This window comes from Tautonia sociabilis (assembly GCF_003977685.1).
GTDB classification, from domain to species: domain Bacteria; phylum Planctomycetota; class Planctomycetia; order Isosphaerales; family Isosphaeraceae; genus Tautonia; species Tautonia sociabilis.
In genome coordinates, this window is sequence record NZ_RYZH01000007.1 from 46695 (window position 1) to 70871 (window position 24177).

Here is a 24177-nt window from a genome sequence, read left to right on the forward strand (position 1 = left end):
GCCCGTCGATCGCGAACTGTCCAACCACACGCAGACCGGAAACGTTGCCGGGCCTCGACGTCGGGGCCGACCGGGGATTCGGACCGGGGGGAGGGCGGAGATGGAACGCGGGACGAGCAGACGGGAGCGACTCCGACGGGTCGGCCGGTGGGCGATCCTAACGGCGGCGGGCCTGGCCATCGGGTCGGTCATGACCCCCTCGGGGGCCGGGGCGCGGCAGGAGGGGCGCCGGCCGGCCCCCTCACTGAACCCCTCTCGCCCGGCGCCGGGGCTCGACACCGGCAGAGCCGGCTCCCCCCCGGGCCTCGCCCCTCGGCCCGCCCCCGCGGCGACCGACCCGAGCATCGATCCCTCGATCCGCTATCGATTCATCGAGGCGTATGCCCCCCCCGACCAGCCGGGGGCTGAGATCGGCCCCTTCCGGGTGGCCTTCGTGGAGACGCTCGACCAGTCGATCGAGGTCCCCGGCTCGGCCCCGAGGAGAACTCAGCTCGGCTACCGGGTGGTCTACGTCGCCCGCCCGGCGATCGTCGGCGGACTCGACAACCGCCAGGTTTCCGCCCTGGTCCGCCACTACGAGGTCGTCCAGCCGGCTCGCGACGGCCAGCCCGACGATCGGCTCGCGGGCCCCGCCGGCCTGGTCGGGCAGACCCTCTGGTTCCAGGATGACGGGCGCCTGGCCCCCTCGGTCCTCACCCTGCCCGGCTCGCCGCCACTGACCGAGGAGCAGCTCGGGTTCGTCGCCTACCGGCAGTTGGTCGTCCCGAAGCTCTCCGGCCTCCTGTCGCCAGTCCACGTCGCCGTCGGCTCGAGCTGGGGAGTGCCCAATTCGGCGGCCCAGGTGCTGGTCGACGATCTGATCACCGAGAGCTCCCTGGAGGCGACGCTCGAGGACGTCCTCCCTCCGGCCGCGGGGGAGACAACCTCCCGGGCGATCATCCGGCTGACCGGGCGCCTGCAACTGGTCAACTCCTCCGCGACCATCAACGCCCGGCTTGAGTTCGCCTTCGAGGACCCCAGCCCCCAGGACGCCGAGGGGGCCGCCCCTCGAGAGCTTTCCGACGTCTCTCCCCGGATGGTGGACGTCCAAGGCGCCGTCGTCCGCCTGCTGATGGCGCAGCGGGAGATCCTGGAAATCCCCGGGCCCGACGGAAGGATCGCCGCTCGGGCCACCCAGGTCCGATCGCTGAACCTGGAGCGTCGACTCCAGGTCGAGGCCGGCGCCGTCCCCTCCCTGCCTCCCTCCCCTCCCACCCCGACCCCGGAGAACTCCTGGGTCATCTACCGGGATCCTGACGACCGGTTCCTCTTTCGCCACCCGCAAGACTACCGCCCCGCGTCGGCCGACCCCGGCGATGGCGACACGATCAACCTCGAACGCCGGCAAGTCGGCGGCGTCCCCGACTACCTGACCTTCGTCTTCTTCCCCCGGGGAGACGTGCCTCCCGAGGTCCGGCCGGAGGACTTCTCTCAGAAGATCGTCGAGGTCTGGCGATCGGTCCCCGGCCGAGGGGTGACGATCGGCCGGGGGGCCGAGGGCTTCTTGCCCGAGGCCCAATGGCCCGGCATGCGGGTCTACCGCGTCGAGCTGCCCCTCTCCTACGAGCCGGCCCTCTATGCACTGGCCGACTCGGGTACGGCCTACTTCTCCGCCTACCTGATCCAGCTCGCCAACGGCGCCGTGCTCGAGGTCGAGGGCCTGTCCGAGCGACCCCCCGAAGCCTTCCGGCAGGAAACCGAGGCCATCCTCAAGACCTTCATCGTCGATCCCCCTCCGCTCCGAGCGCAGGGGCAGCCGGCCGTCGCTCCACCTTCCTCCCCTTCGCCATCCTCCCCAACCGCCCCCGAGCCTGGAGGAGAGGAGGCCTCACCCTCGGGGGACGGGGCCTCCCCTCCCCCCTCCCCGACCGCTCCGGGGTCCTCCCCATCGGCTCCCGGGGTCGATCCCGAGGCGGGCGTCCCCCCGGCCGCCGAGCCGATCCCCATTCCCATTCCTCCCCCGGCGGAGTGACCCCGGACCTCCAGGGCCGGTTCCTCCGCTTCCGAGTCACCGGCCCGACTCCTCCCGTTCCGAGAGCCTCACGGCGACCCGGGCCGCCAGCGCCGCGTTCTCCACGATCAACGCGGCGTTGGCCGTGAGGCTCTCCCCTCCCGATCCCTCGTGGATGCGGCCGAGCAGGAAGGGGGTGAGCGCCTTGCCGACGATCTTCCTCCTCCGGGCTTCGGCCAGCGCCGAGGAGAGCCCCGACTCCATCCGTCCGGCCGCCACCGCCTCGGCTTCGGGCACCGGCTGGGCGAGCACCACCGCACCGGGCACGCCCAGCGATCGGTGCGCGGCCACCAGGGCGGCGGCCTGCTCCGCGGACTCGACCCGGTGCTCCAGCGGCAGGCCGCTTCCCCGCTCGGTGAAGGCGGGCCACTCTCCCGTCCGGTAGCCGACGACCAGGACGCCGCGGGTTTCCAGCGCCTCGAGGGTTGCCGGCAGGTCGAGGATGGTCTTGGCGCCCGAGCAGACCACCAGGCAACCGTCGGCCCGGGCCAGTTCATCCAGGTCGGTGGAGATGTCGAAGCTCTCGGCGGCTCCCCGGTGGACCCCGCCCAGCCCTCCGGTGGCGAAGACCGGGATGCCGGCCCGTCGGGCGATCCAGAGCGTCGCCGAGACGGTGGTGGCGGCGTCCCGGCCCGCCGAGATCGCCGGGGCCAGGTCCCGTCGGCCGGCCTTGAGCACGCCGTCTCGGCCGGCCAGCCGGTCCAGCTCCGCGTCGGAGAGGCCGATCCGGAGCCGGCCCCCGATCACGGCGATCGTCGCCGGCACGGCCCCGGCGGCCCGAACCTCCTGCTCGGCCCGCCGGGCGACCTCCAGGTTCGTCGGCCGGGGAAGGCCGTGCGCGATGAGCGTCGATTCCAACGCCACCACCGGGCCCCCCCGCTCCAACGCTTCGGCAACCTCCGGATGCAACGCGTCGTCGCGTGCAGGCATCGCAGGCCCCTCCCTAAGTCCATGCAGTCATTGGAAATCCGGGCGATTCTCCGAAATCGACGACGCGAGCGCTGGACGGAGTTCGTACACTCTATCAATAGCGACGCCCCGATCGTTACCCGCACTTCGTCTCGGGCGTCCCCCCTCCGGCGGTGTGGCCTCCGGCTCGCACCAAGGACTCCTTCACGACGGACCCCAACGGATCGGACTCGTGAGCGCAGTTCTGCGGACCGCGCCGGGGATCGGCGGCGCCCTGAGAGTGGTGCTCGAGGTGATCGAGGGGCCTCGCAAGGGCGGGGCGTTCGTGGTCGATCGCACCGAGCCGTTCATCATCGGCCGTTCCCAGCTGGCCGACGGCCCGGTTCCCGAGGACTCCTCCCTGTCCCGGGACCACTTCGAGATCCGGATCACCGAGTCGGGCGAACTCCACCTGCGCGATCTGCACAGCACCAACGGAACCTATGTCAACGATCGCCGGGTCGAGTGCGCCCGGATCGTCGACGGCGACCGGATCGACGCCGGCCAAACGGCCTTCCGCGTCCGGGTCGAGTCGTCCGACCGGCCCCGGGGGCTCACTCCGGACGACATCGGCACCGTCGAACACGAGCAGATCCGAGGAGGCCCGGCGTCGATCGTCTGCGGCGGCTGCGGCGTCGCCGCCCCTCGGGGCACCCAGGTCGCGCAGGACGGGGCCGACGGCAAGCCGGAGTCGATCTATTGGCTCTGCGATAGTTGCCGAGTCGAGATGGCCATGACTCCCCAGCCGGTGCCCCATTACACCACCATGCGAGAGCTGGGGAGGGGCGCCATGGGGGTCGTCTACCTCGCCCAGCACAACCGCACTGGCCGGAAGGTCGCCCTGAAGCTGATCGTCCCCGAGTCGGCCGCCGCCCGGTCGGCCATCGACCGCTTCCTCCGAGAGATGACGGTCGTCAGCCGATTGAAGCACCCGAACATCGTCGAGTGGCTCGAGCAGGGGACCACCGCCGGCCGGTTCTGGTTCGCCATGGAGTACGTCGACGGCACGAACCTCGAAACCATCGCTCGATCGGCCAAGGGCAAGTACCCCATCGACCAGGCCTGCCGCATGGCCTGTCAGATCCTCAAGGGGCTGGACCACGCCCACCGCCAGGGGTTCGTTCACCGCGACATCAAGCCCGAGAACATCCTCATCGGCCGGAATTCCGAGCAGCAATTGGTCGTGAAGATCTCCGACTTCGGCCTGGCCAAGAGCTACCGCAGCATCGGCCTCTCCGGCCTGACCTTCTCCGGGGAAATGCGCGGCACGATCCCCTTCATGCCCCCCGAGCAGATGCTCGACTTCAAGACCGTCAAGCCCTCGGGCGACCTCTACGCCAGCACCGCCACCCTCTATTTCCTCCTCACCGGCCAGTTCATCTACGACGATCTGGGAGAGGGGGTGGATGTGGTCAAGCTCGTCCTCGATACCCCCCCCATCCCGATCCGGCGGCGCCGGCCGGAGATCCCCCCCGCCCTCGCTCAGGTCATCGACCGCGGCCTCGCTCGAGACCCGTCCGACCGCTACTCAGACGCCTCCGTCCTCCGGAAGGCCCTCCGCCCCTTCTGCTGACGGTCGTCTCCCCTGCCCCCGGGGGGCCGCCTCTTCCCGTCCTCCCCTGCGCTCGGAGGATGGGCCGGTCGGCGTTGGCGACGAGCCCCAACCAGCCGCTTCGAGTCGGCCGGGAAAGGGCCCGATCGGCGACCTCGGCCATCAGACTCCCTGGGAGGAGTCGACCTCCGGGAGCTCGGGCCACCGATCCCTCGTCCGACCGGGCGGGTTGGTCGTCCCGGACGAATCCGGCAGGGCCGCCAGCGCGATGGGGAAGGACGCGATCTGGGAGGCGACCGCCGTCCTGGTCCCGATCGCCTCGGCGCTGGACACCCGGGAGGACCGATCGGGCAGGGTGTCGGCGAAGAGAGGCAGGCCGACCGCACCGGGCTCTCCAATCGACGCGACCCGGGCCGGTGATCCCCCCGAGGGGAGCACACCGAAGCGGGAGAAACCGTTGAGCGGGCTGAAGCCGTAGACGGCCAGGTCGGTCGTCCCGTCGCCGTCGAAGTCTCCCGGGATCGGCCGGTCGTCCTCCCCCCCGAAGGGCCGGGTCAGGGTCGGTCGGCCCGAGGAGTAGACGACACCGAAGCGGGAGAAACCGTTGAGCGGGCTGAAGCCGTAGACGGCCAGGTCGGTCGTCCCGTCGCCGTCAAAGTCTCCCGGAATGGGCCGGTCGTCCTTCCCCCCGAAGGGGATCGACCGGGCCGACGGTCCGGAACTGGGCAGGATGCCGAACCGGCTAAATCCCTCGACGGGGCTGAAGCCGTAGACGGCCAGGTCGTCCCGGCCGTCGCCGTCGAAGTCGCCGGCCATCGGCAGATCCTGGGCTCCCCCGAACGGGCGGTCGATCGCCGGCCCCCCGCCGGAGGGGAGGATGAGGAATCGGCTGAACCCGACGTTCGGGTTGAAGCCGTAAACCCCCAGGTCATCGACCCCGTCGCCGTCGAAGTCTCCCACCACGGGCAGGTCCGATGGCCCTCCGAAGACGGTCCGGACGACCGTCCCGTCCGAGGATCTCCGGATCCGGGCCCCGGCCCGGCCATCCGCCGGATCGACGCCGAAGACGCCGAGATCCGCCAGGCCATCGCCGTCGAAGTCGCCGACGAACGGCGAGTCTCCCTCGAACCCCAGCCAGAGGCGCTCCCGGGCGCCGTCCGACGACCGTTCGAGCTCGAACATCCCCGAGCCCCCGGCGATCCGAAAGGTGACGAAGTCCGTCCTGCCGTCGCCGTCGACGTCGGCCCGGGCGATCTTCCGGCCGGATCCCCCCGGATTCTGGCCGAGGTGCGACGGCGGCTCGACGAACGTGATCCGGAGCGAGTCGGCCGGAGCCGGGGCCGGCGAGTCTCCCCTGCCGATCGCCTGGAAGTCAGAGAGGGAGAACAGGTCGAGCGTCAGCGATTCCCCGATCGCCGAGGTGTCGACGACCGGGAAGCGCAGGTGCGCCGTCCGTTGCCCCTCGGCCCAAGCGATGGTCACGATGTTGACTCCGGGCCTCGGCTGGCCGGGAGACCCGATCCCGAACGGGTCCGGGCCCGTCCCCCGGATGTCGAGGCCGAAGGTCTGCGACCGGGCACCGAGAGCGCCGAGCCGCACCAGATCGAACTCCAGCGCCCCGTCGGCGCCGAGGACCACGACGGAGTCGGCCCCGAAGGCGATCGCCGGCGGATCCAGCGCTGGGGACGTCCCCGGCTGGAACGTCTGGGTGCGGTACGAGTAGCCGACCACGTCCCCCGGCTTCGCCGTCCCCGTCACCGACGCCTTCGTCACCCGGATCCCGGAGATGGTCACGTCGAAGCTGGTGGTCTCCGTCCCGGGGTCCCCCCCGTCGGGCAGCGACCAGCCGATCGTCGGGTCGCCGTAGCCGAGGGAATCCCGGGTCACGACCTCCACGGAGAGCGGGACCCCGTCCCGACTCACCGTCACCTCGGCCGAGGAGAAGTCCGCCCCGGCCATCGAGAACGACCAGACGTCCGGCACCAGCTCCCCGGGCAGGAACCCCGGGGGAGGCCAGGAGACCACGTCGGCGGGACGAGGCACCTCGCCCCCCCCGAGCACGTCCAGCACGGTCGAGCCGGGGTACGCGTCGACCTGCCAGCTCGTCGGGATGTCGCCGACCCCCATCGCCGCCCGGGGCGGGTAGAGAATCCAGCGCCGATGGCCCAGCGCGGCGTTGCTGGGCGGCCCCTCGTCGATGAACGAGTCGATGGCGGCCGTCCCCGAGCGCCCCAGGTGCAGGTTCGATCGGCCAGCCGAGGCCGCCCCCTCGGCCGTGTAGTGAATCCAGCCTGGGTCGGGCGAGTGGCTCAAGGTTCGGTTGGCGCTCATCATCAGCGCGGCTTGCTGGGCCGGCCCGCTCAGCGACTCATCGAGCGCCACGCCCGGCAGCCCCGCCAGGACCCGGTAGGCGTTGACCCGGTCGAGGATCGCCCGGCGATAGTCCTCGCCGAGCGTCCCGGCGACCCCTGCGGCCACGTCGCCGTCCCACGAGGCGACGACCCGGGCGGGAGGGAGGAATCGCTCGTCGAAGAACCGCTCGGCCTGCTCCCGGCCCATCCCCTCATACGGATGGGGGAGGATCCCGAGGTCGGTCAGCAGCGCCCGGCGCTCCAGCCCTCGGACGGCCGGTCTGGCGATCCGGGCGGGTCGTCGCCGACGCCTCCCGAGCGAGCGCCGGTGCCGGGACGGCGCGGCGGTTCGCCGCGAACCAATGTCGAACGCCCTCGGCAGGCCCATCGGATGCTCCACCGCGATCACGGATGCGAGTCAAGATGCGGACGATCCGGCCGGTTCGGTTGGTGCTCGGCTCCCCGATCCCCCCGGGCTGGCGATCGATGGGGAACACCTCGGCTTCGAGGCGGAGGGCCGCCGGATCGTGACCGTCGCGACGGTCACCACTCTTCTCTTAACTCGAAATCGGCTCCCCGCGAAGGAACAACCGCTGAAATCGGCAAAATCCCGACCTCGCGGACGACTCCTCCCCTCAGCCGATCGCCGAGCGCTGGAGCCGTTGCGTTACCCGGCCCCTACGCGGTGCTCAATCCGGCCGGAAGGCCGGGCATGCGGTCCATCGACCGGAGCGGGGGACGGAATGGTATGCTGTCGCGAGACGACGGGGGAGGGAATCACCGTCGCTCCCGGCGTTGGGCACGATGCTCAGCCTTCGGGGCCCGACGGCCCCGGAGCGGAGTGCGGGTGGATCGGGAGGAGTCATGACGGGCCTCTCGGCGGTGGTCCTCTGCGGCGGGGAGAGTCGTCGGATGGGGAGGCCCAAGGCGTGGCTGCCCTTTGGCTCCGAGCTGTTGCTCCCGAGGGTCGTCCGTCTGGTCGGCCGGGTCGCCGATCCGGTGGTGGTGGTCGCCTCCCCGGACCAGGACCTCCCTCCGCTCCCCGGGAACGTCAACGTCCTCGAGAGGCGGGACCCGGTCCCCTTCCGGGGGCCGCTCCAGGGGCTCTCCTCGGGACTGGCCGCCCTTGCCGAGTCGGGAACCCTGGTCTACGCGACCGGGACCGACGCGCCGTTCCTTCAGCCGGGATGGGTGACCCGGCTCGCCGAGTTGATCGGCGACGACGACCTGGCGATCCCCTTCGTCGCCGGCCAGTACCATCCCCTGGCCGCGCTTTACCGTCGGTCGACGGTCCTGCCGGCGGCCGACGCCTTGCTCGCCGCCGGTCGGCTGCGACCGGTCTTCCTGATGGAGCGGCTCCGGACGAGGGTCGTGACCGCCGACGAGCTCCGTCCGGTCGATCCCACCCTGGCCACGCTCCTGAACCTCAACACCCCCGAGGATTACGAGCGGGCGCTGGCCCAGGAGCGGAGCGATGAGGGCTGAGCGGCCGGGGTCCTCTCAACACGGCCGGGGCTCCCGCCTCGAGGAGAGCAATTCCCGGCTCGTCGCCAGGAACCGGAGCCAGTCCTCCATCCCCTGGCCGGTCTTGGCCGAGGTCTCGAAGATCCGCATCCCGGGCCGGACGGTCAGGATCGCCTCCCGGGCGGCCTGGCGGTCGAACTCGCAGGCGACGGCTAGGTCCATCTTCGTGATCACCGCCACGTCGGCCGAGTTGAACAGGGAGGGGTACTTCAGCGGCTTGTCCTCGCCCTCCGTCGTCGAGAGCAGGACGGCTCGGATCGACTCCCCCAGGTCGTAGCTGGCGGTGCAAACGAGGTTGCCGACGTTCTCGATGAAGAGCAGATCGAGGGGGCCGGGGTCCCAGTTCCGGAGGTGGCCGGCCACCATCTCCGCGTCGAGATGGCAGCACCCGCCGGTGGTGATCTGCCGGACCGGCGCGCCGCTCTCGGCCAGTCGGCGGGCGTCGTTGTCGGTGGCCAGATCCCCCACCAGGGCCGCCACGGAGGCCCCGAGCCTCCTCAGGTCGCCGAGCGTCCGGCGCAGGAGGGCGGTCTTGCCCGTCCCGGGGCTGGAGACGAGGTTGACCGTCAGCACCCCCTCGGCCAGGAACCGGGCCCGCAACTGCCGAGCGAGTTCGTCGTTCTTCTTCAGGAGGTTCTTCCGGACTTCGACGATCCGAGGTTCCATCGGGGCCTCCCCTCGTCCGGCTCGCCGGCCGGCCGGTCGATGATGTGCAGCGACGCCAGCTCGAGTTCCCTCCCCCGGCGGATCTCCCGGCTCGGCTCGCCGCATCGAGGGCAGGAGAAGCCCTGAACGCCGGGCAACTGCTCCTCTCGTCGGCACGAGGAGCAATAGATGAGGACCGGCACCTCCTCGATCACCAGCCGAGATCCGGCCAGCGGCGTCCCCTCGGCGGCGACCTCGAAGCAGAAGCGCAGGGCCTCCGCCTCGACCCCGGCGAGCACCCCGAGGCGCAGGTGCACCTCCTCGACGACCGGGGCCGTGCCGGTCTCGCCCCCCTCGATCGCCTCGACCGCGGCGGAGATCAGGCTCTCGGCGATCGACAGCTCATGCACGAGGCGTCTCTCCGAGTCCGAGGGGGTTCGCGGTCCCGACCGTCGCCCCCTCCCATTCTATCGTCCCGACCGGATCAAGCGGCAGGGAGGTCGGCGGCCCGGATCGGCCCGATCGGCCTCGATCCGGGATGGCTCGGAGCGATCTCCTTCGCGTAGGTTGGTCGGGTGAGGACGGCATCCGATGGGGACGGGCCCGACTCTCGGCCGAGGGCTCGGCGAGCGGGGGCGGGGGGCGATCGCCGAGGATCGGAAGGCCATGCCGGATCGTCGCGAGGCATTGCGCATCGAGGTGAGGGGGGTGGTCCAGGGGGTCGGGTTCCGGCCGGCGGTTGACCGCCTCGCCCGGAGCTTCGGCCTGGCCGGCTGGGTTTCCAATGACAGCCGGGGCGTCTCCATCCACGTCGAGGGGGACGCGGGGCGGCTGGAGGCGTTCGCCTCGGCGCTGCGAGATCATCCCCCGCCCTCGGCGAGGATCGTCGAGATCGAGCGGCGTCCCGTTCCGGCCGAGGGGTTCGAGACGTTCGAGATCCGGGCCAGCACGCACGACCACCCTCCGGTGGTGCTCATCTCCCCCGACCTTCCCCCCTGCCCCGATTGCCTGGAGGAACTGGAGGATCCCCGGGACCGCCGCCACCGCTATCCCTACCTCAACTGCTCGGCGTGCGGACCGCGCTACTCCATCATCACGGCGCTGCCTTACGATCGACCGAACACCACGATGGCCGACTGGCCGATGTGCGAGCACTGCCGGGCCGAGTACGAGGACCCGTCGGATCGCCGCTATCACGCCCAGCCGACGGCCTGCCCAAGGTGCGGCCCGGGATATCGGCTGATCCGAGACGGAGTCGATCGGGCAAGCGGTCCGGAGGCGGTCGCCCGAGCGGCGGCCTTGTTGCAGGAGGGGGAGGTCGTCGCCATCAAGGGGGTCGGCGGGTATCACCTGGCCTGCTCGGCGAGGGACGAGGCGGCCGTTCGCCGGCTCCGAGAGCGCAAGTACCGCAAGGAGAAGCCGTTCGCCCTCATGGCCCGAGACCTAGCATCGGCCGAGCGCCTCGCTCTGCTGGACGATCCGCACCGCTCCTTGCTCCTCGACCCGGCCCGCCCGATCGTCCTGGCCCCGGCCCGGGCCTCGCTGCCGGGGGTTGCGGAGGGCACCGATCGGATTGGCGTGATGTTGCCGTACGCTCCACTGCACACGCTCCTGTTCCGGGCCGGGGCTCCCGATCCTCTGGTGATGACCAGCGCCAACCGCTCCAGCGAGCCGATCTCCTACCGAGACGACGACGCCCTGAGGCGGCTCGACGGGATCGCCGATGCCTTCCTCGTCGGCGATCGCCCCATCGCTCGGAGGGTGGAGGATTCGGTGGTCGAGGTCCTCGGCGGCCGGGGGACGATGATCCGGCGCTCCCGAGGGTTCGCCCCCGGCGTCGTCTGCCGGTTGCGGGCCCCTCGTCCGATCCTCGCCCTGGGGGCGGATCTGAAGAACTGCATCACACTGGTCGTCTCGGGCCAGGCGATCGTCGGCCCCCACCTCGGCGACCTCGGTGACCGGGAGGCGGATCTCGCCTTCGAGCAGTCGATTCGAGATTGGCTGGCGATGTACGAGATCGACCCGGCAGCGCTGGTCGTCGCGCACGACGCCCACCCGGGCTACTCCTCAACCCGGTTCGCGACCGAGATCCCCTGTCACCGCCGCCTGGCGGTCCAGCACCACCGGGCTCATGTCGCCAGCGTTCTGGCGGAGACGGGAGAACTGGACCGCCCGGTCGTGGGGGTCGCTCTCGACGGGACCGGCTTCGGCGACGATGGCGCGATCTGGGGATTCGAGTTCTTCGAGGGGAGCGTGGCCGGGGGCTTGCGGCGGGCGGCCCACCTCCGCGCCGCCTCGCTGCCCGGCGGCGACGCCGCGGCCCGGTTCCCCGTACAGGCCGCCGCGGGATTCCTGGCGGGGCTCTCGGTGCCCGACCTCCACGAACCGCCCTTCTCGTTCCCTGAGCGATACACCCAGGCCCAGCTCCTCGTGGCCCGTCAGGTCCGCTGCTTCCCCACGACCTCGGCCGGGAGGCTCTTCGACACCGTCGCCGCGCTCTGCGGGTTCACCCGCCCCATTTCGTATGAGGGCCAGGCCGCGATCTGGCTGGAGCAGCAGGCCCTCGGCGCCCGATCGTGTGCCCCCTATCCCTTCCCCGGGCTCGATTACCGCCCGCTGCTCGAGTCCGTGATCCGGGACCGCCGCTCGGGCCGGGACGTCGGCGAGATCGCCCTGGCCTTCCACGCCGCGATCGCCCGAGCCGTGGCCGACACCGCCGCCGAGCTGGCCCAGCGCCTGGGGACTCCCCTGGTCGCGATCTCCGGCGGTGTGTTCCAGAACCGGCTCCTGCGCCTCCTGCTCGACTCGTATGCGGTCCAGGAACGCGGCTTGATCCTCCGATTCAACCACGCGGTGCCGACAAACGACGGCGGCATCTCGCTGGGCCAGGCCGCGATCGCCAGCGGCCTGGCCGTCGGCTGACCGGGTCCGGACTCGCGAGGGCTCGGATCGAGCGTGAGGAGAGGAGAGGAGAGGAGAGGAGTAGAAAAGAGAGGAAAAGAGAAGAGAAAAGAAGAGAGCAGAGGAGAAAACGAGGCAGCCGATCAGCGGAGGCGGGCGGCGATCGCTCCTCGGAGGAGATCGAGCGGGCCGAAGTCGAGGAGTTCCTCCCCGCCGGCGCCGGCGACGCAGCGGAGGGGCTTTCCCAGGAAGGCGGGAGGCAACGGAGCGGTGCCGACGTCGAGGCCCGCGGCGTTGGGGGAGAAGGCGGGCAAGGCGAGGGTGCGGTCATCGAACAGGAAGCAGGGGGCCGAGATGCCCCCCGCCCGCAGGCTCGGGTGGTGGTGGCCGAAGACGACCCGAGGGCCGGGGATCGGACGGTGGCCGTGGGCGACCGTCCAGCCGCCGACCTCGAGCGACTCGGCCAGCGGAGGCTGGCGGCGGCCGTCGTGGTTGCCGGCCAGGCGAACGAGCGAGACGCCTCGCCCGGCCAGCCAGGAGGCCAGGAGGGCCACATCCCGGAAGGTCCTCGGGCAAGGCGAGGGAGACTCGACCAGGTCGCCGGCAACGACGAGGCGATCGACCGAGACGCGGGAGAGCAAACGGTCGAGCCTGGCGAGCGTCTCGCGCAGGGAGTGCTCGGGCACCATGTCCCCTCCCGAGCCTCGGGCCCATTCGTAGCCGAGGTGGACGTCGGCCACCACGGCGACCCGCTCCGACTCGAAGACGGCGGCCCCCTCGGGGGCCAGCCTCCAGCCGGGGGGGCCGGCCAGCAGCCCCCCCTCCCGACCCGATCCCGACGATCCCGGCATCCCCCCCTCCCGGCCCTCCGATCCTCGACCCGGACTCGGGCCGATGGCCTCCTCCAGCCTATCCCGCCTCCCGGGCCCTCGGGAAGCGAGGATGCTCCTCGCAAGAATCACCGGGGCGCGACGAAGATCCCCCGGACCTCGCTCCCCGTCCGGGACGACCACCCTTCATGATCCGACGCCCCGGGCACGACGCGGACCCGATGAGGAGGAATCATGACCCCGCTGCTGCTCGCCGTCTCCCTGCTCGGCCCCGTTCTCCCGATCGAATCGGCCGAGGATAAGCCGACGATCGTCGGCCACTGGCTCGGCGTCCTGGAAGTCGGCCCGACCAAGCTGACCCTCGTGATGCATGTCGGTCCGGGCGAGGGGGGGAGCCTCGAAGGATCGCTCGACACCCCCGAGCAGCGGGCCTTCGGCGTCCCTCTGGAGACGATCGCCCTGGAGGGCCGTTCCGTCCGGTTCGAGGACCCGGCCAACAACGCGAGGTTCGAGGGCGAGCTCGCCGGGGATGGCGAGACGATCTCGGGCACCTTCACCCAGCGAGGGATAGTGATCCCCCTGACCCTCTCCCGCGCCGAAGCGGCGGACCTGCCCCGCCCGATGGAGATCCCCGGGAGGCTCCAGGGGATCTGGGAGGGGCCGATCGAACTGCCGATGGGCCAGACGCTCCGGGTCGCGCTGCGGGTCGAGCCGATCGCCGGCTGGCCGGGCCAGCGCTCGGCGTTCTTCGACAGCCTGGACCAGGGGGCGCTGGGAATCCCCGTCTCGGCGATCTCCCTGGAGGGGGAGCGGGTCCGCTTCGAGATCAAGGCGATCGCCGGGACGTTCGAGGGGACGCTCAACGAGGCCGGAACGACGATCGAGGGAACCTGGTCGCAGTCGATCCTGAAGTTGCCGCTCACGCTGGAGAAGGTCGAGAAACTCACCGAGCGTGCCCGGCCTCAGGAGCCGAAGCCGCCGTTCCCGTACCGGGTGGAGGAGCTGACGTTCGAGAACCCGGAGGCGGGGATCACGCTGGCCGGCACCCTGACGCTCCCCGAGGGAGACGGGCCGTTCCCGGCGGCGGTGATGGTCAGCGGCTCGGGCCCCCAGGACCGGGACGAGACGCTGCTGGGGCACAAGCCGTTCCTGGTGATCGCCGACCACCTGACCCGGGCAGGCATCGCCGTGCTCCGCTTCGACGACCGGGGCGTCGGCGAGTCGACCGGGGAGTTCGCCACCGCCACCTCGGAGGACTTCGCCTCCGACGCCCTGGCCGCGGTGCGGACCCTCCGGAACCGCCCGGAGATCGACCGGGAGGCGGTCGGCATCATCGGGCACAGCGAGGGAGGGCTGGTCGGCCCGATGGTCGCGGCCAGGGCGCCGGAGGAGGTGGGCTTCCTCGTCCTGCTGGCCGGCACGGGGGTGACAGGCAAGGAAATCCTGTTGCATCAGACCGAGCTGATCGTCCGGGCCTCGGGGCTCTCCGAGTCGTTGATCCGGGTGCAGGTGGACTCTCTGAGAACTTTGCTCTCCCTGATCGAGGAGGGCCGGGTCGACGAGCTCTCCGAGGACGAGCTGCACGCCTTGATGCGCGACCTGACGGCCGGGCTCGAACCGGAGGATCGCGAGGCGCTGGAGAACTCGAATCCGCCCCTGGCCGAGGCCACGAACCTGGCGGTCGAGCGGTTGCAGGCGCCCTGGTTCCAGTTCTTCCTGGAATACGACCCGAAGTCGGCGCTGAAGCGGGTGCGATGCCCGGTGCTCGCCCTCTTCGGCGAGAAGGACGTGCAGGTCGACCCGGCTCAGAACGCCAAGCAGATCGAGGACGCCCTGGCCTCGGGCGGGAACGATCGCGTGGTGGTCGAGGTCCTTCCCGGACTCAACCACCTGTTCCAGCATGCGGAGACGGGGTCACCGCTGGAGTACGGGGCGATCGAGGAAACATTCGCCCCCGAGGCGCTGGGACGCATCTCCTCCTGGATCCGCGAGGCCACCGGCCGCGATTGAGCCAGGCCCCGAGCGCAGTCCGTCCGATCGGGCCGGGGCCAGTCGCCGCTCAGGAATTCGCGTTGAAGATCGCCGCGGCCAAGGCGTCGATGTTGCCTTGCCAGAACGCGTTGTTCGCCCCTCCCAGGGCGTTGATCCCCGCGATGGCCACGAGGATGAGCATGGCGAGCAGCATCGCATATTCGACGGCCGTCGCCCCGGTTTCATCCGCCGCGATCCGGCGCAACCGTGGGGGGATCATCGGCTTCAGCCTTCCGTAACACAACAACAGGGCAACGTGGTCCCCTCTCGGCCGATCCGAGGGGCCCTCGAACCAATCCTAGGACGGGATCCCCACCGCGCCAAAAGGAATGAGGCGTGGGTGCCTCATCTCGCACCGGGGACGAGCCAGCGTTCGGCCAGGGCCTGGAACATCGGGTCGAGGTCGACATTTCCCCCCGTCAGGATCACGCCGACCCGCTTGCCGGCGACCTCGGGAACCGTTCCGTTGAGCAGGGCGGCGACCGGGACGGCGCTGGAGGGCTCGACGATCAGGTTCACCCGTTCCCAGACGAACCGCATCGCCTCCAGGATCTCGGCCTCGTCGGCGGTGACGATCCGCTCCAGGTGGCGCCGGAGGACCGCGAACGGGCGGGCGCCGAGGCAGGTGCGAAGGCCGTCGGCCACGGTCTTCGGGTCGTCCGAGGGGAGGATCGTGCCCGATTCGAGGGACCGGCGGGCGTCGTCGGCCCGGCTGGGCTCGACGCCGACAAGACGGGTGCCGGGGCTCTCCCCCGAGGCGGCCAGGCAGGTGCCGGCCATCAGCCCGCCGCCGCCGACGGGGGCCAGCAGGACATCGAGCGGCCCGGCCTGCTCGATCAGCTCCAGCGCCGCGGTGCCGGCGCCGGCGATCACTCGCCAATCGTCGAAGGGGTGGATCAGGGTATACCCGTGCTGTTCGATCAGCCGGGAGACGGTGGCCTCTCGGTCGGCGAGGGTCGGCTCGCAGGAGACGACGGAGGCGCCGTAGCCCTCGGTGGCCCGGCGCTTCACCTCGGGGGCGGTGCGCGGCATGACGACGCAGGCCGGGACGCCGGCAAGCCGGCCCGCCAGGGCGATCGCCTGGGCATGGTTGCCGGAGGAGTGGGTGACGACGCCCCGGGCCCGCTCGTCGTCGGAGAGCAGGAGGACGGCGTTCATCGCCCCCCGGAACTTGAAGGCGCCGACGCGCTGGAGGTTCTCGCACTTGAGGAAGACCGACGCGCCGGCCCGGTCGTCGATCGCCCGGCTCGTCAGCACCGGGGTCCGCTGCGCCAGGGAGCGGAGGCGATCGGCCGCCGCTCGAACGTGCTCGATCGTGATCGGGATCTCGATCGCGGGATCGCTCACCGTCTCCCCTCCTCGCCGCCGGGGGCCGTCCGGCAATCACGAGCGATCCGGCTGGGGCCTCCCAGGACGTTCGGTTCTATCTCCTCGACGAACCGGGCACAATCGGGGCGTCGTTGATCCCTTCCTCGGCGAGCCTCCGCCCGACCCGGCCGGGCCCGAATCGCGTCGGTCACAGATACGGAGAGAAGAGCCGGGCGAGGTTGTCCCGGATCTTCAGAACGATCGATCGGCCCCGAACCTCGTCCAGGGTGAGCGGTTCGGCCATCGCCTTGCGGGCCCCGGCGATCCGGGAGAGGGAGCAGGCGAGGGTGGGATCGTAACACTCGACGTTCAGCTCGAAGTTCAGAACGAGGCTGCGGGGGTCCCAGTTGGCCGAGCCGATGAAGGAGAAGGCATCGTCGACCAGCATCAGCTTGGAGTGATCGAAGGGGGGAGGGGTCAGCCAGACGCGACAGCCGGCCTCCAGGAGCGGCTCGAGCAGCGGGAAGCCCGCCCACTGGACAAGCCGGTGGTTGTTCTTCCGAGGGAGGAGGATGTCAACCTCGACCCCCCGGAGCGCGGCCGAGACAAGGGCAGCGGAGAGCGGCGGATCGGGGATGAAGTACGGGGTGAGGATCGTGACCCGTTGCCTGGCGACGACCAGCGCGCCGAAGAGGACGGCGGCCAGGGGGTCGGCCTCGAGGTCGGGGCCGTCGACCACGATCCGGGCGATGGTCTTTCCCTCGATCGGCAGGTCGTCGGCGTACCAGGGGGGGCCGTCGAGGAGCTCGCCGGTCGTGAAGGCCCAGTCGTCGGCGAAGGCCTGCTGGAGGGCCTTGACGATCGGCCCCCGGATCCGGAAGTGGAGGTCTCGGCAGTTCTTGCCACAGCCCCGGGCGTCGCGGCCGGGGTCGAGGAAGTCGTCGAGGATGTTCATCCCCCCGGTGAACCCGAGCCGGCCGTCGACGACCAGCACCTTGCGGTGGTTCCGGAGGTTGGCGTAGCGGATCCAGTCGGGCCGAAGTGTGGGGATGAACAACGCCACCGGCAGGCCAAGCCCGCGCAGGTGCTCGACGATCGGCTTGCCCTCGTGGACCGAGCCGACCGAGTCAATGAGGATGCGGATGGAAACGCCGCGGTGGCGGGCCCGGGCCAGGGCGTCGGCCAGGGGTGAGCCCGCGGCGTCGAAACGGAAGATGTAGGTGAGCAGGGTCACCGAATGCTTCGCCTCGTCGATGGCCTGCGCCATGGCTCGGTAGGCGGCGTCACCGCCGTCGAGCGGCTCGACCCGGTTGCCCCCCATCAGTCGACGCCCGGTGGCCCGCTCGCCGAGCCGGGCGAGCGTGGACAGGTGGTGGCGCTCCGGGCCGAGCGTCTCGAGCAGCAGGGAGAGATCCTCCTCGCCGGCGTCCATCCGGTTCACCGCGGGCCGGTCTCGCCTCAGCGCCCGGGCCTTGCGCTCGATGCGGTTGATGCCGAGCAGGACGTAGACGAGCGTCCCGACGAACGGGGACAGCCAGATCAGGCCGATCCAGCCGATCGCCGCCCTCGTGTCCCGCTTGTGCAGCAGGACGTGCAGCGAGGCGAGCAGGCTGACCGCCAGGCTCGTCGCCGTGATCAGCAGGTGTTCGGCCGAGAAGAAGATCGGAACGAGGTTCATGGAGAGGCTCGACGGGACCCGCGAATCGTCTGGGAACCTAGGCTAGCCGACGTCGGAGGGGGGAGGAACCGCTGTCCAAGGCCTGAACCGCCAATGCGCTGCCCGCGTCGACCGCTGGGCAGGAACGGCCAGGGAAGGTACACTCCCGATTCAAGAGGGACGATCCCATCCAGCGGTCGGCCACCGGGCCGGGAGCGTCGGCGTGCGCGTGCTCATGACGGGAGGATTCGGTTGCATCGGGTCGTGGGCGGCGATGCAACTGATCGAGGCGGGCCATGAGGTGGCGATCCTTGACTTGAAGCGGGACACCCACCGGCTCGACCTGCTGCTCGAGCCGGGGCAGATCGACCGGATCGGCTTCATCGCCGGGGACGTGACGGAGCCGAGCGTGGTGAAGACGGCCGCCGAGCGGTTCGGGGCGACCGAATTGCTGCACCTGGCGGCCCTGCAGGTGCCGCTCTGCCGGGCGGATCCGATCAAGGGGGCGATGGTCAACGTCGTCGGGACGCTGGCGGTCTTCGAGGCCGCCCGAGCGCTGAAGGGGCAGGTCAACCGGGTCGTCTTCGCCAGCTCGGCCGCGGTGCACGGCCCGGCAGAGCCAGGCGGAGCCCCGCTGGGAGATGAGGTCCGGCTGGCTCCGATGACCCACTACGGGGCGTTCAAGGTCTGCAACGAGCTGAACGCGAAGGTGTACTGGCTCGACCACGGGATCACCAGCATCGCCCTGAGGCCGTGGACCGTCTACGGCGTCGGCCGCGACTTCGGCATGACAAGCGAGCCGACCAAGGCGATCAAGGCCGTCGCCGCCGGCCGGGACTACGCGATCAGCTACGGCGGGCTCCAGGATCTCCAGTACGTGGGAGACGTGGCCGCCACCTTCGTGCGCGCCCTGGACGCCCCGTTCGAGGGAGCCGATGCCTTCAACGTGAGGGGAGACGTGGTGTCCATCGAGGCCTTCGTCTCGGCCCTCGAGGCGGTCGTCCCCGAGGCGATCGGGCGAGTCTCGCACGGCTCGAACCAGTTGCCGATCGCTCCCAGCCTGGACGACGCTCGGCTGCAGGAGCGCCTCGGCCCCCTGCCCCGGACGAGCCTGGAGCAAGGAATCGGCGAAACCTACCGACGCTTCGCCGCGCTCCGGGAGCAAGGCCGGCTCGACCTGTCGGACCTCTGACGCGGCTTGGCCCCGGCGACGGCCCCGCACTCGGTCACATCAGGCCCCGGCCGGATCCCGGCCGACCGGACGGAGGACGAAGCGAGATGAGTCGAGACGCGAATCCCCCCGCCCCGGCGCCAAGCCGTCGCGAGGCGCTCCGCCGAGGGCTCGGCGGGGCGGCCGGGCTGGGAATCTGGGCGTGGTCGGGGGCCAGCCCCGCCTCCTGGGCCGAGGACGCAAGGGCGGAGGGCCAGGAGCTCATCATCCACAACCTCGTGCCGCTCGACGCCGAAACCCCGGTCACGGCCCTGGGGGACTGGATCACGCCGATCGACCGGTTCTTCGTCCGAAGCCACTTCGGCGCGCCGGCGATCGGCCCGGACGGCTGGAGGCTCTCGATCTCGGGACTGGTCGACCGCCCGATCGTGCTGTCGCTGGACGACCTGGCGGGGATGGATCAGGTGGCGATGCCGGCCGTGCTCCAGTGCGCGGGCAACGGCCGGGGGCTGTTCAAGCCGAACGTGCCGGGGATCGCCTGGGCCCGGGGGGCGGTCGGGAACGCGGAGTGGTCGGGAGTTCGGCTCCGGGACGTGCTCGACCGAGCGGGCGTCCGAGACGCCTCCCGGCACGTCCACCTGCTCGGCGCCGACCTGCCGCCGCACCCGAAGACGCCGGCGTTTCTGCGAAGCATCCCGCTGGAGAAGGCGATGGATCCGACCACGATCCTCGCCACCCACATGAACGGCCAGCCGCTGCCGGATCTGCACGGCGGGCCGATCCGGGTGGTCGTGCCGTGCTGGACGGCGAATCATTCGGTCAAATGGCTGCGCGAGCTGACCCTGGCCGAGGAGGAAGCCCCCGGCTTCTACCAGCAGACCGGCTACCGCATCCCCCGGACGCTGGCCCCGCCGGGCTCGGTGATCGAGGATCCGACGGCCGACGTCGTCCCGGTGACGGCGATGAACGTCAAGTCGCTGATCACGCATCCCGGCCAAGGCCAGGCCCTCCGGCCCGGTCGGGTGGAGATTGCGGGGGTGGCCTGGACGGGCCCCGGCCGGGTGACTCGGGTCGAGGTGTCGGTGGACGACGGCCCCTGGCAGGAGGCGGCGCTGGAGGGACCGGAGGTCGAGGGGTCGTGGCGAACCTGGCGGCTGGCGTGGGAGGCCCCGTCAGGCCCCCACACCCTCAGGGCTCGGGCGACCGACTCGCACGGCGAGACCCAGCCCGAGCAATCGCCCTGGAACAAGAGCGGCTACCTGTGGAACGCGATCGAGCGCGTGTCGGTCGAGGTCGGCTGAGGCCGATCGACCCGAGAGCGATGGGCGCTCCTCCCGCCGCGGACCTGCCGAGGATCGGAACCAATGGCGAGCAATCGAATCGCGAGGATCGGCGTCACACTGGCCGCAGTGGCCATGCTTCCCCTGATGGCGCCGGGGAAGACGATCGCGTCGGGAACACGGCAGGATGACCCCGAGGCCGAGGAACGCACCTTCACGCTGGAACTGGGCCGCAAGACGTTCGAGGCGAACTGCCTGATGTGTCACTCGTCGGACATGGTCACCGCCCAGCGGCTCACTCCGGAACAGTGGGCGGCCGAAGTGGAGAAAATGATCGGCTGGGGCTCCCCCGTCCCTCCGGAAGAGAAGGAAAGGCTGGTCAACTACCTGATCGCCTCGTTCCCGAGCGACGGCGAAGCCCCCACCCTCCCCCGGCTTACCCTGGAGGACGCCCGAGCCCCCACCCGGCCCGAGCCCGCTCCGGACGCCTTGCCTTCGGGGGACCCGGATCGGGGGGCGGCGCTGGTCGCCGAGCACTGCGCCACCTGCCACGGCGCCGACGGCCGGGGCGGAGACCTCGGCCAGAACCTGATCGCTCGCCCGGTGCTGTTCCAGCCGGCGACCTACGCCGACATCCTGCACGAGGGCCGACGGCGCATGCCGGGATTCCAGTTCGTGCTGTCGCCTCAGGAGATGGCGGACACGCTGGCGTGGCTCCGGTCGCGGTCGGTGCCGGAGTGAGGCCGCATCGCATCGAGCATCAATCACTGGGCCGGGGTCGCCTCGCCCCCGACCTCCTCGAATCTTGAACGATCCAGGCTCGGTGAGAACCGAAACGGGGGACGCCACCGCGTTCCCCCCAGGATCCGAGCGGCCTGATGGTGCGGAGACGTGGTCGGCCCCCCTCCAACCTGGCTCGGCCCCCGCTCCCCGTTCCGTTTCCCTCGAACGGGAGCGGGGAACGGGGAGCGGGCGAGGAGCGCCGAAGGGAACACGCCCAGGGGGCTCCGCGTCAGCGGGGGCTGGCGGCCGGGGACGGCAAGGAACCGGGCAGGGTGGCGGGGGCGACGGGGAAGAAGTCGTCGGGCATGGGCTTGATCTCGATGTTGGCCTCGGCGCGGGCCTTCTCGATGATCTGTTGCTGCAAGTCCTCGCCGAAGGCGGCGCGCACAGCGTCCTTGATCTGGTCGAACGCGACCTCCTGGCCATCCCGGCGGTCGGTGACCTTGATCAAGTGGTAGCCGTACTGGGTCTCGACCGGGTCGGAGACCTCATCGACCTCCAGCGCGAAGGCGGCCTCGGCGAAGGGCTCGACCACCTGGCCCCGGCGGTTGAAGTACCCGATGTTGCCCCCGTCGGGGGCCTCCTGATTGCTGGGGTCCTCGGAGAACTGATCGGCGGCGACGGCGAAGTCGAGCTCTCCGGCGGTGATCTTCCGCTTCAGCTCGACGAGCTTCTGACGGGCGGCCTCCTTCTGCTCGTCGGTGGCCTCGGGATCGACCGCGGCGAGGATGTGGCTGGCCTTCACGGCGGTGCCGGTGAACAGATCCTTGTTCTTCTCGAAGTAGGCGCGGAGGGTGGCCTCGTCCCCCTTGGTGGCGACGTACTTCGACCAGCGCTGATCCATCATCAGTTGCTCGCGCAGCTCGGTTTCCGTCATGCCAAGCTCGGCGAGCATGCTGTTGAGGCTCCCCTGGCCCGATTGCTGCAGCTCCTGGGCGATGGCGGCGACTCGAGCGTCGAGGTCAGCGGCCGTGACGACGACCTTCTCCCGCTCCAGGAACCTGGCCAGCAGCTTCTGGTTGATCAGGACGTTGACGGCCTGCTCATACGCCTCGGCGCGGCGGTCGGGGGCGATGGTGTACTGGGAGAGGAAGTCAAGGACCTCGGATCGGGTGATCGTGCCGCCCTCAAACGAGGCGACGACCGGGTCGTTGGCCGGGGGGACGGCCTGGACGCGGGCCGGGGGGGGAGCCTGGGCGACGGCGAGCCCGGCGGGGGAGAGCAGAAGGGCCAGGGCGAGCGCTTGGCCGGCCGTCGCCGGGGAGCGTCGGGGGAATTCGGACATGAGTTCGAGCCTCCGTGGCGGAATAATCCGGTCCGACCTGGGCATGCGGGCATCGAAGCGGCAAGGGCCGAGGGCGGCCGGCCGCCGATCCGTCGGCGGAGGGGCCCGGCCGTCGGGCCGATCGATCGCCCCGGGGGAGCGAAGCCGCCGCATTATACGGGGATCACCCCATGCTGTTGAGGCGAACCCGAGGCTCCCCCGAGGGTCCGGGGTGGGCGCCCGCCTTCTTCCATCCTTCGCCGGCCCCACCCTCCCGGTTCATCCTCCCCGGGAGAATCAGGGCCGCCGGCTCGATCCGGGCGGGCAGGCGGGCAGCGAGGGCTTGAACCCCAGGCGGGCTCGTGCTCTGCTCGGGGCCCGGACGACCGAATCGGGCCCGACGGCAGCGAGCGCCCTTCGCCCCCCCCGATCCTCGGCCCCTCGAGCATAGGGAAGACCCCCAATGACCACTCCCGCGACCAGCCTCCCTCCCCTCCCCTGGCGGCCGGCGATCCTCGGCCTGATCGCCCTGTTGCCGATCCCAGCCGCCGGCCACGACGACGACGAGCACGGCCACGATCATCCGCCGGCCCCCGTGGCCGAGGCGGAGGCCCACCGGCCGACGGCGATCCCCGATCGCATCATCCTCACCTTCGCCGGCGACCCGAGGACCTCCCAGGCCGTGACCTGGCGCACCGACACGACCGTGCATCACGCCTTCGCCGAGATCGCCCTGGCCGACCACGGGCCGAAGTTCGTCGACCGAGCGGAGACGGTCGAGGCCGAGTCCTCCACCCTGACCACCGACCTGGGCGAGGCGACGTTCCACTCGGTCGTCTTCGAGGGGCTGGAGCCCGAGACGACCTACGCCTATCGCGTGGGAGACGGCGTGAACTGGAGCGAGTGGGCTCACTTCACCACGGCCAGCGACGAGGAGAAGCCCTTCTCGTTCATCTACTTTGGCGACGCCCAGAACGACCTCAAGTCCCTCTGGTCGCGGGTGATCCGGGGGGCCTACTCCGACGCTCCCAAGGCTCGGTTCATCGTCCACGCCGGGGATCTCGTCAACCGGTCCGAGCGGGACGCCGAGTGGGGAGAGTGGTTCTCCGGCGGCGGCTGGGTCAACGCGATGGTCCCCAGCATCCCCACCCCCGGCAACCACGAATATGGCCGCTCCGAAGACGGCCAGCGCCGGCTCTCCCGGCACTGGCGGCCGACCTTCACCCTCCCGGGCCACGGCCCCGAGGGGCTGGAGGAGACGGTCTACTTCATCGATTACCAGGGGGTGCGGATCATCTCCCTGAACTCGAACGAGAAGCAGCGGGAGCAGGCCTCCTGGTTGGAGGGGGTGCTCGCCGACAACCCGAACCGCTGGACGATCGTCACCTTCCACCACCCGATCTACTCCGCCGGCAAGGGCCGGGACAACCCAGCCCTGCGCGACCTCTGGCAGCCGATCTTCGACCAGTACGCCGTCGACCTCGTGCTCCAGGGGCACGACCACTCGTATGGCCGATCGGGCCTGATCGTCGGCGACCAGAACGAACCGACCGGCGCCGTCGTGAGGAACAACGCGGGCACGGTCTATGTCGTCTCGGTCAGCGGTCCGAAGATGTACGACCTGACCGAGAACCAGGAGTGGATGAGGCGGAAGGCCGAGGACACCCAGCTTTATCAGATCATCCGAGTCGACGGCGATCGGCTGAGCTTCGAGGCGAGGACGGCCATCGGGGCGCTGTACGACGCCTTCGATCTGGTCAAGCGGGAGGGGAAGCCCAACGAGTTGATCGAGGGCACTCCCGAACTAGGCGAGCGGCTCCGCCGGCTCCAGGCCGCGGCCGAGGCCGCCGGGGATTGACCCCGGCCCTCGGACGACGACCCG

At 70.8% G+C, this 24177-nt stretch carries 17 protein-coding genes and 1 pseudogene; 9 read left to right on the plus strand and 9 right to left on the minus strand.

Features of this window, described 5'->3' with window-relative positions; genetic code table 11:
* The first annotated feature begins 100 nt into the window (after window positions 1–100).
* A complete protein-coding gene (locus tag TsocGM_RS05255) occupies window positions 101–2011 on the plus strand; it encodes a hypothetical protein (RefSeq protein WP_126724253.1) in 1911 nt (636 codons plus the stop codon).
* A 36-nt stretch (window positions 2012–2047) separates the two neighbouring features.
* On the opposite strand, the gene TsocGM_RS05260 is transcribed toward TsocGM_RS05255, so the two are convergent.
* The gene (locus TsocGM_RS05260; RefSeq protein WP_126724254.1) at window positions 2048–2980 is read right to left on the minus strand and encodes a pseudouridine-5'-phosphate glycosidase; all 933 of its coding nucleotides are present in this window, start codon (window positions 2978–2980) and stop codon (window positions 2048–2050) included.
* A 211-nt stretch (window positions 2981–3191) separates the two neighbouring features.
* On the opposite strand from TsocGM_RS05260, the gene TsocGM_RS05265 reads away from it, so the two are divergent.
* Complete coding sequence (locus tag TsocGM_RS05265) at window positions 3192–4571, plus strand: FHA domain-containing serine/threonine-protein kinase (RefSeq protein ID WP_233578373.1); 1380 nt, start codon at window positions 3192–3194, stop codon at window positions 4569–4571.
* Between the two features lie 141 nt (window positions 4572–4712).
* Here TsocGM_RS05265 and TsocGM_RS05270 read toward each other — a convergent pair whose 3' ends face one another.
* Window positions 4713–7289 (minus strand): CAP domain-containing protein, encoded by a 2577-nt coding sequence (locus TsocGM_RS05270; protein WP_126724256.1) that lies wholly within the window; start codon window positions 7287–7289, stop codon window positions 4713–4715.
* Window positions 7290–7765: 476 nt separating this feature from the next.
* On the opposite strand from TsocGM_RS05270, the gene mobA reads away from it, so the two are divergent.
* Window positions 7766–8386, plus strand: coding sequence for a molybdenum cofactor guanylyltransferase (gene mobA / locus TsocGM_RS05275; RefSeq protein WP_126724257.1), 621 nt, complete (start codon window positions 7766–7768; stop codon window positions 8384–8386).
* 15 nt (window positions 8387–8401) lie between these two features.
* Here the strand turns inward: mobA and hypB are convergent, their stop codons facing one another.
* Window positions 8402–9091, minus strand: coding sequence for a hydrogenase nickel incorporation protein HypB (gene hypB / locus TsocGM_RS05280; RefSeq protein ID WP_126724258.1), 690 nt, complete (start codon window positions 9089–9091; stop codon window positions 8402–8404).
* Between the two features lie 47 nt (window positions 9092–9138).
* Window positions 9139–9480: pseudogene (gene hypA / locus TsocGM_RS05285) on the minus strand (hydrogenase maturation nickel metallochaperone HypA); the annotation flags it as partial.
* Window positions 9481–9736: 256 nt separating this feature from the next.
* Here hypA and hypF point away from each other — a divergent pair.
* Window positions 9737–11992 carry a carbamoyltransferase HypF gene (gene hypF, locus TsocGM_RS05290; protein WP_126724260.1) on the plus strand — a complete coding sequence of 752 codons (2256 nt, stop codon included), beginning with the start codon at window positions 9737–9739 and terminating at the stop codon, window positions 11990–11992.
* Window positions 11993–12114: 122 nt separating this feature from the next.
* Here the strand turns inward: hypF and TsocGM_RS05295 are convergent, their stop codons facing one another.
* Window positions 12115–12822, minus strand: a complete 708-nt coding sequence (locus TsocGM_RS05295) for a metallophosphoesterase (protein WP_126724261.1) — start codon at window positions 12820–12822, stop codon at window positions 12115–12117.
* A gap of 213 nt (window positions 12823–13035) precedes the next feature.
* Between TsocGM_RS05295 and TsocGM_RS05300 the strand changes: the two genes are divergently transcribed.
* Window positions 13036–14811, plus strand: coding sequence for an alpha/beta hydrolase family protein (locus tag TsocGM_RS05300; RefSeq protein WP_126724262.1), 1776 nt, complete (start codon window positions 13036–13038; stop codon window positions 14809–14811).
* Between the two features lie 49 nt (window positions 14812–14860).
* On the opposite strand, the gene TsocGM_RS05305 is transcribed toward TsocGM_RS05300, so the two are convergent.
* The 3 genes from TsocGM_RS05305 to cls all read right to left on the minus strand — a co-directional run bounded on the left by TsocGM_RS05305 (window position 14861) and on the right by cls (window position 17818).
* Complete coding sequence (locus tag TsocGM_RS05305; RefSeq protein WP_126724263.1) at window positions 14861–15052, minus strand: Flp family type IVb pilin; 192 nt, start codon at window positions 15050–15052, stop codon at window positions 14861–14863.
* 125 nt (window positions 15053–15177) lie between these two features.
* On the minus strand, window positions 15178–16179 hold the full coding sequence (locus TsocGM_RS05310; protein ID WP_199756703.1) for a pyridoxal-phosphate dependent enzyme: 1002 nt from the start codon (window positions 16177–16179) through the stop codon (window positions 15178–15180).
* A gap of 169 nt (window positions 16180–16348) precedes the next feature.
* A complete protein-coding gene (gene cls, locus TsocGM_RS05315) occupies window positions 16349–17818 on the minus strand; it encodes a cardiolipin synthase (RefSeq protein ID WP_126724264.1) in 1470 nt (489 codons plus the stop codon).
* A gap of 202 nt (window positions 17819–18020) precedes the next feature.
* On the opposite strand from cls, the gene TsocGM_RS05320 reads away from it, so the two are divergent.
* The 3 genes from TsocGM_RS05320 (at window position 18021) to TsocGM_RS05330 (ending at window position 20989) form a co-directional block, all read left to right on the plus strand.
* Window positions 18021–18989 carry an NAD-dependent epimerase/dehydratase family protein gene (locus tag TsocGM_RS05320; RefSeq protein ID WP_233578375.1) on the plus strand — a complete coding sequence of 323 codons (969 nt, stop codon included), beginning with the start codon at window positions 18021–18023 and terminating at the stop codon, window positions 18987–18989.
* Window positions 18990–19075: 86 nt separating this feature from the next.
* Complete coding sequence (locus TsocGM_RS05325; protein ID WP_126724265.1) at window positions 19076–20269, plus strand: sulfite oxidase; 1194 nt, start codon at window positions 19076–19078, stop codon at window positions 20267–20269.
* A gap of 63 nt (window positions 20270–20332) precedes the next feature.
* On the plus strand, window positions 20333–20989 hold the full coding sequence (locus tag TsocGM_RS05330) for a c-type cytochrome (RefSeq protein ID WP_126724266.1): 657 nt from the start codon (window positions 20333–20335) through the stop codon (window positions 20987–20989).
* A gap of 271 nt (window positions 20990–21260) precedes the next feature.
* Here TsocGM_RS05330 and TsocGM_RS05335 read toward each other — a convergent pair whose 3' ends face one another.
* Complete coding sequence (locus tag TsocGM_RS05335; protein WP_126724267.1) at window positions 21261–22316, minus strand: peptidylprolyl isomerase; 1056 nt, start codon at window positions 22314–22316, stop codon at window positions 21261–21263.
* Between the two features lie 442 nt (window positions 22317–22758).
* Here TsocGM_RS05335 and TsocGM_RS05340 point away from each other — a divergent pair, with 442 nt between their 5' ends.
* Complete coding sequence (locus tag TsocGM_RS05340) at window positions 22759–24153, plus strand: purple acid phosphatase family protein (RefSeq protein WP_126724268.1); 1395 nt, start codon at window positions 22759–22761, stop codon at window positions 24151–24153.
* The last annotated feature ends 24 nt before the right edge of the window (window positions 24154–24177 follow it).

What these genes read in the sequence shown, in the direction of transcription:
- TsocGM_RS05255 (WP_126724253.1), top strand. Translation starts at nt 101, where the DNA reads ATGGAACGCGGGACGAGCAGACGGGAGCGACTCCGACGGGTCGGCCGG.
- TsocGM_RS05260 (WP_126724254.1), bottom strand. Translation starts at nt 2,980, where the DNA reads ATGCCTGCACGCGACGACGCGTTGCATCCGGAGGTTGCCGAAGCGTTG.
- TsocGM_RS05270 (WP_126724256.1), bottom strand. Translation starts at nt 7,289, where the DNA reads ATGGGCCTGCCGAGGGCGTTCGACATTGGTTCGCGGCGAACCGCCGCG.
- mobA (WP_126724257.1), top strand. Translation starts at nt 7,766, where the DNA reads ATGACGGGCCTCTCGGCGGTGGTCCTCTGCGGCGGGGAGAGTCGTCGG.
- hypB (WP_126724258.1), bottom strand. Translation starts at nt 9,091, where the DNA reads ATGGAACCTCGGATCGTCGAAGTCCGGAAGAACCTCCTGAAGAAGAAC.
- hypF (WP_126724260.1), top strand. Translation starts at nt 9,737, where the DNA reads ATGCCGGATCGTCGCGAGGCATTGCGCATCGAGGTGAGGGGGGTGGTC.
- TsocGM_RS05295 (WP_126724261.1), bottom strand. Translation starts at nt 12,822, where the DNA reads ATGCCGGGATCGTCGGGATCGGGTCGGGAGGGGGGGCTGCTGGCCGGC.
- TsocGM_RS05300 (WP_126724262.1), top strand. Translation starts at nt 13,036, where the DNA reads ATGACCCCGCTGCTGCTCGCCGTCTCCCTGCTCGGCCCCGTTCTCCCG.
- TsocGM_RS05305 (WP_126724263.1), bottom strand. Translation starts at nt 15,052, where the DNA reads ATGATCCCCCCACGGTTGCGCCGGATCGCGGCGGATGAAACCGGGGCG.
- cls (WP_126724264.1), bottom strand. Translation starts at nt 17,818, where the DNA reads ATGAACCTCGTTCCGATCTTCTTCTCGGCCGAACACCTGCTGATCACG.
- TsocGM_RS05325 (WP_126724265.1), top strand. Translation starts at nt 19,076, where the DNA reads ATGAGTCGAGACGCGAATCCCCCCGCCCCGGCGCCAAGCCGTCGCGAG.
- TsocGM_RS05330 (WP_126724266.1), top strand. Translation starts at nt 20,333, where the DNA reads ATGGCGAGCAATCGAATCGCGAGGATCGGCGTCACACTGGCCGCAGTG.
- TsocGM_RS05335 (WP_126724267.1), bottom strand. Translation starts at nt 22,316, where the DNA reads ATGTCCGAATTCCCCCGACGCTCCCCGGCGACGGCCGGCCAAGCGCTC.
- TsocGM_RS05340 (WP_126724268.1), top strand. Translation starts at nt 22,759, where the DNA reads ATGACCACTCCCGCGACCAGCCTCCCTCCCCTCCCCTGGCGGCCGGCG.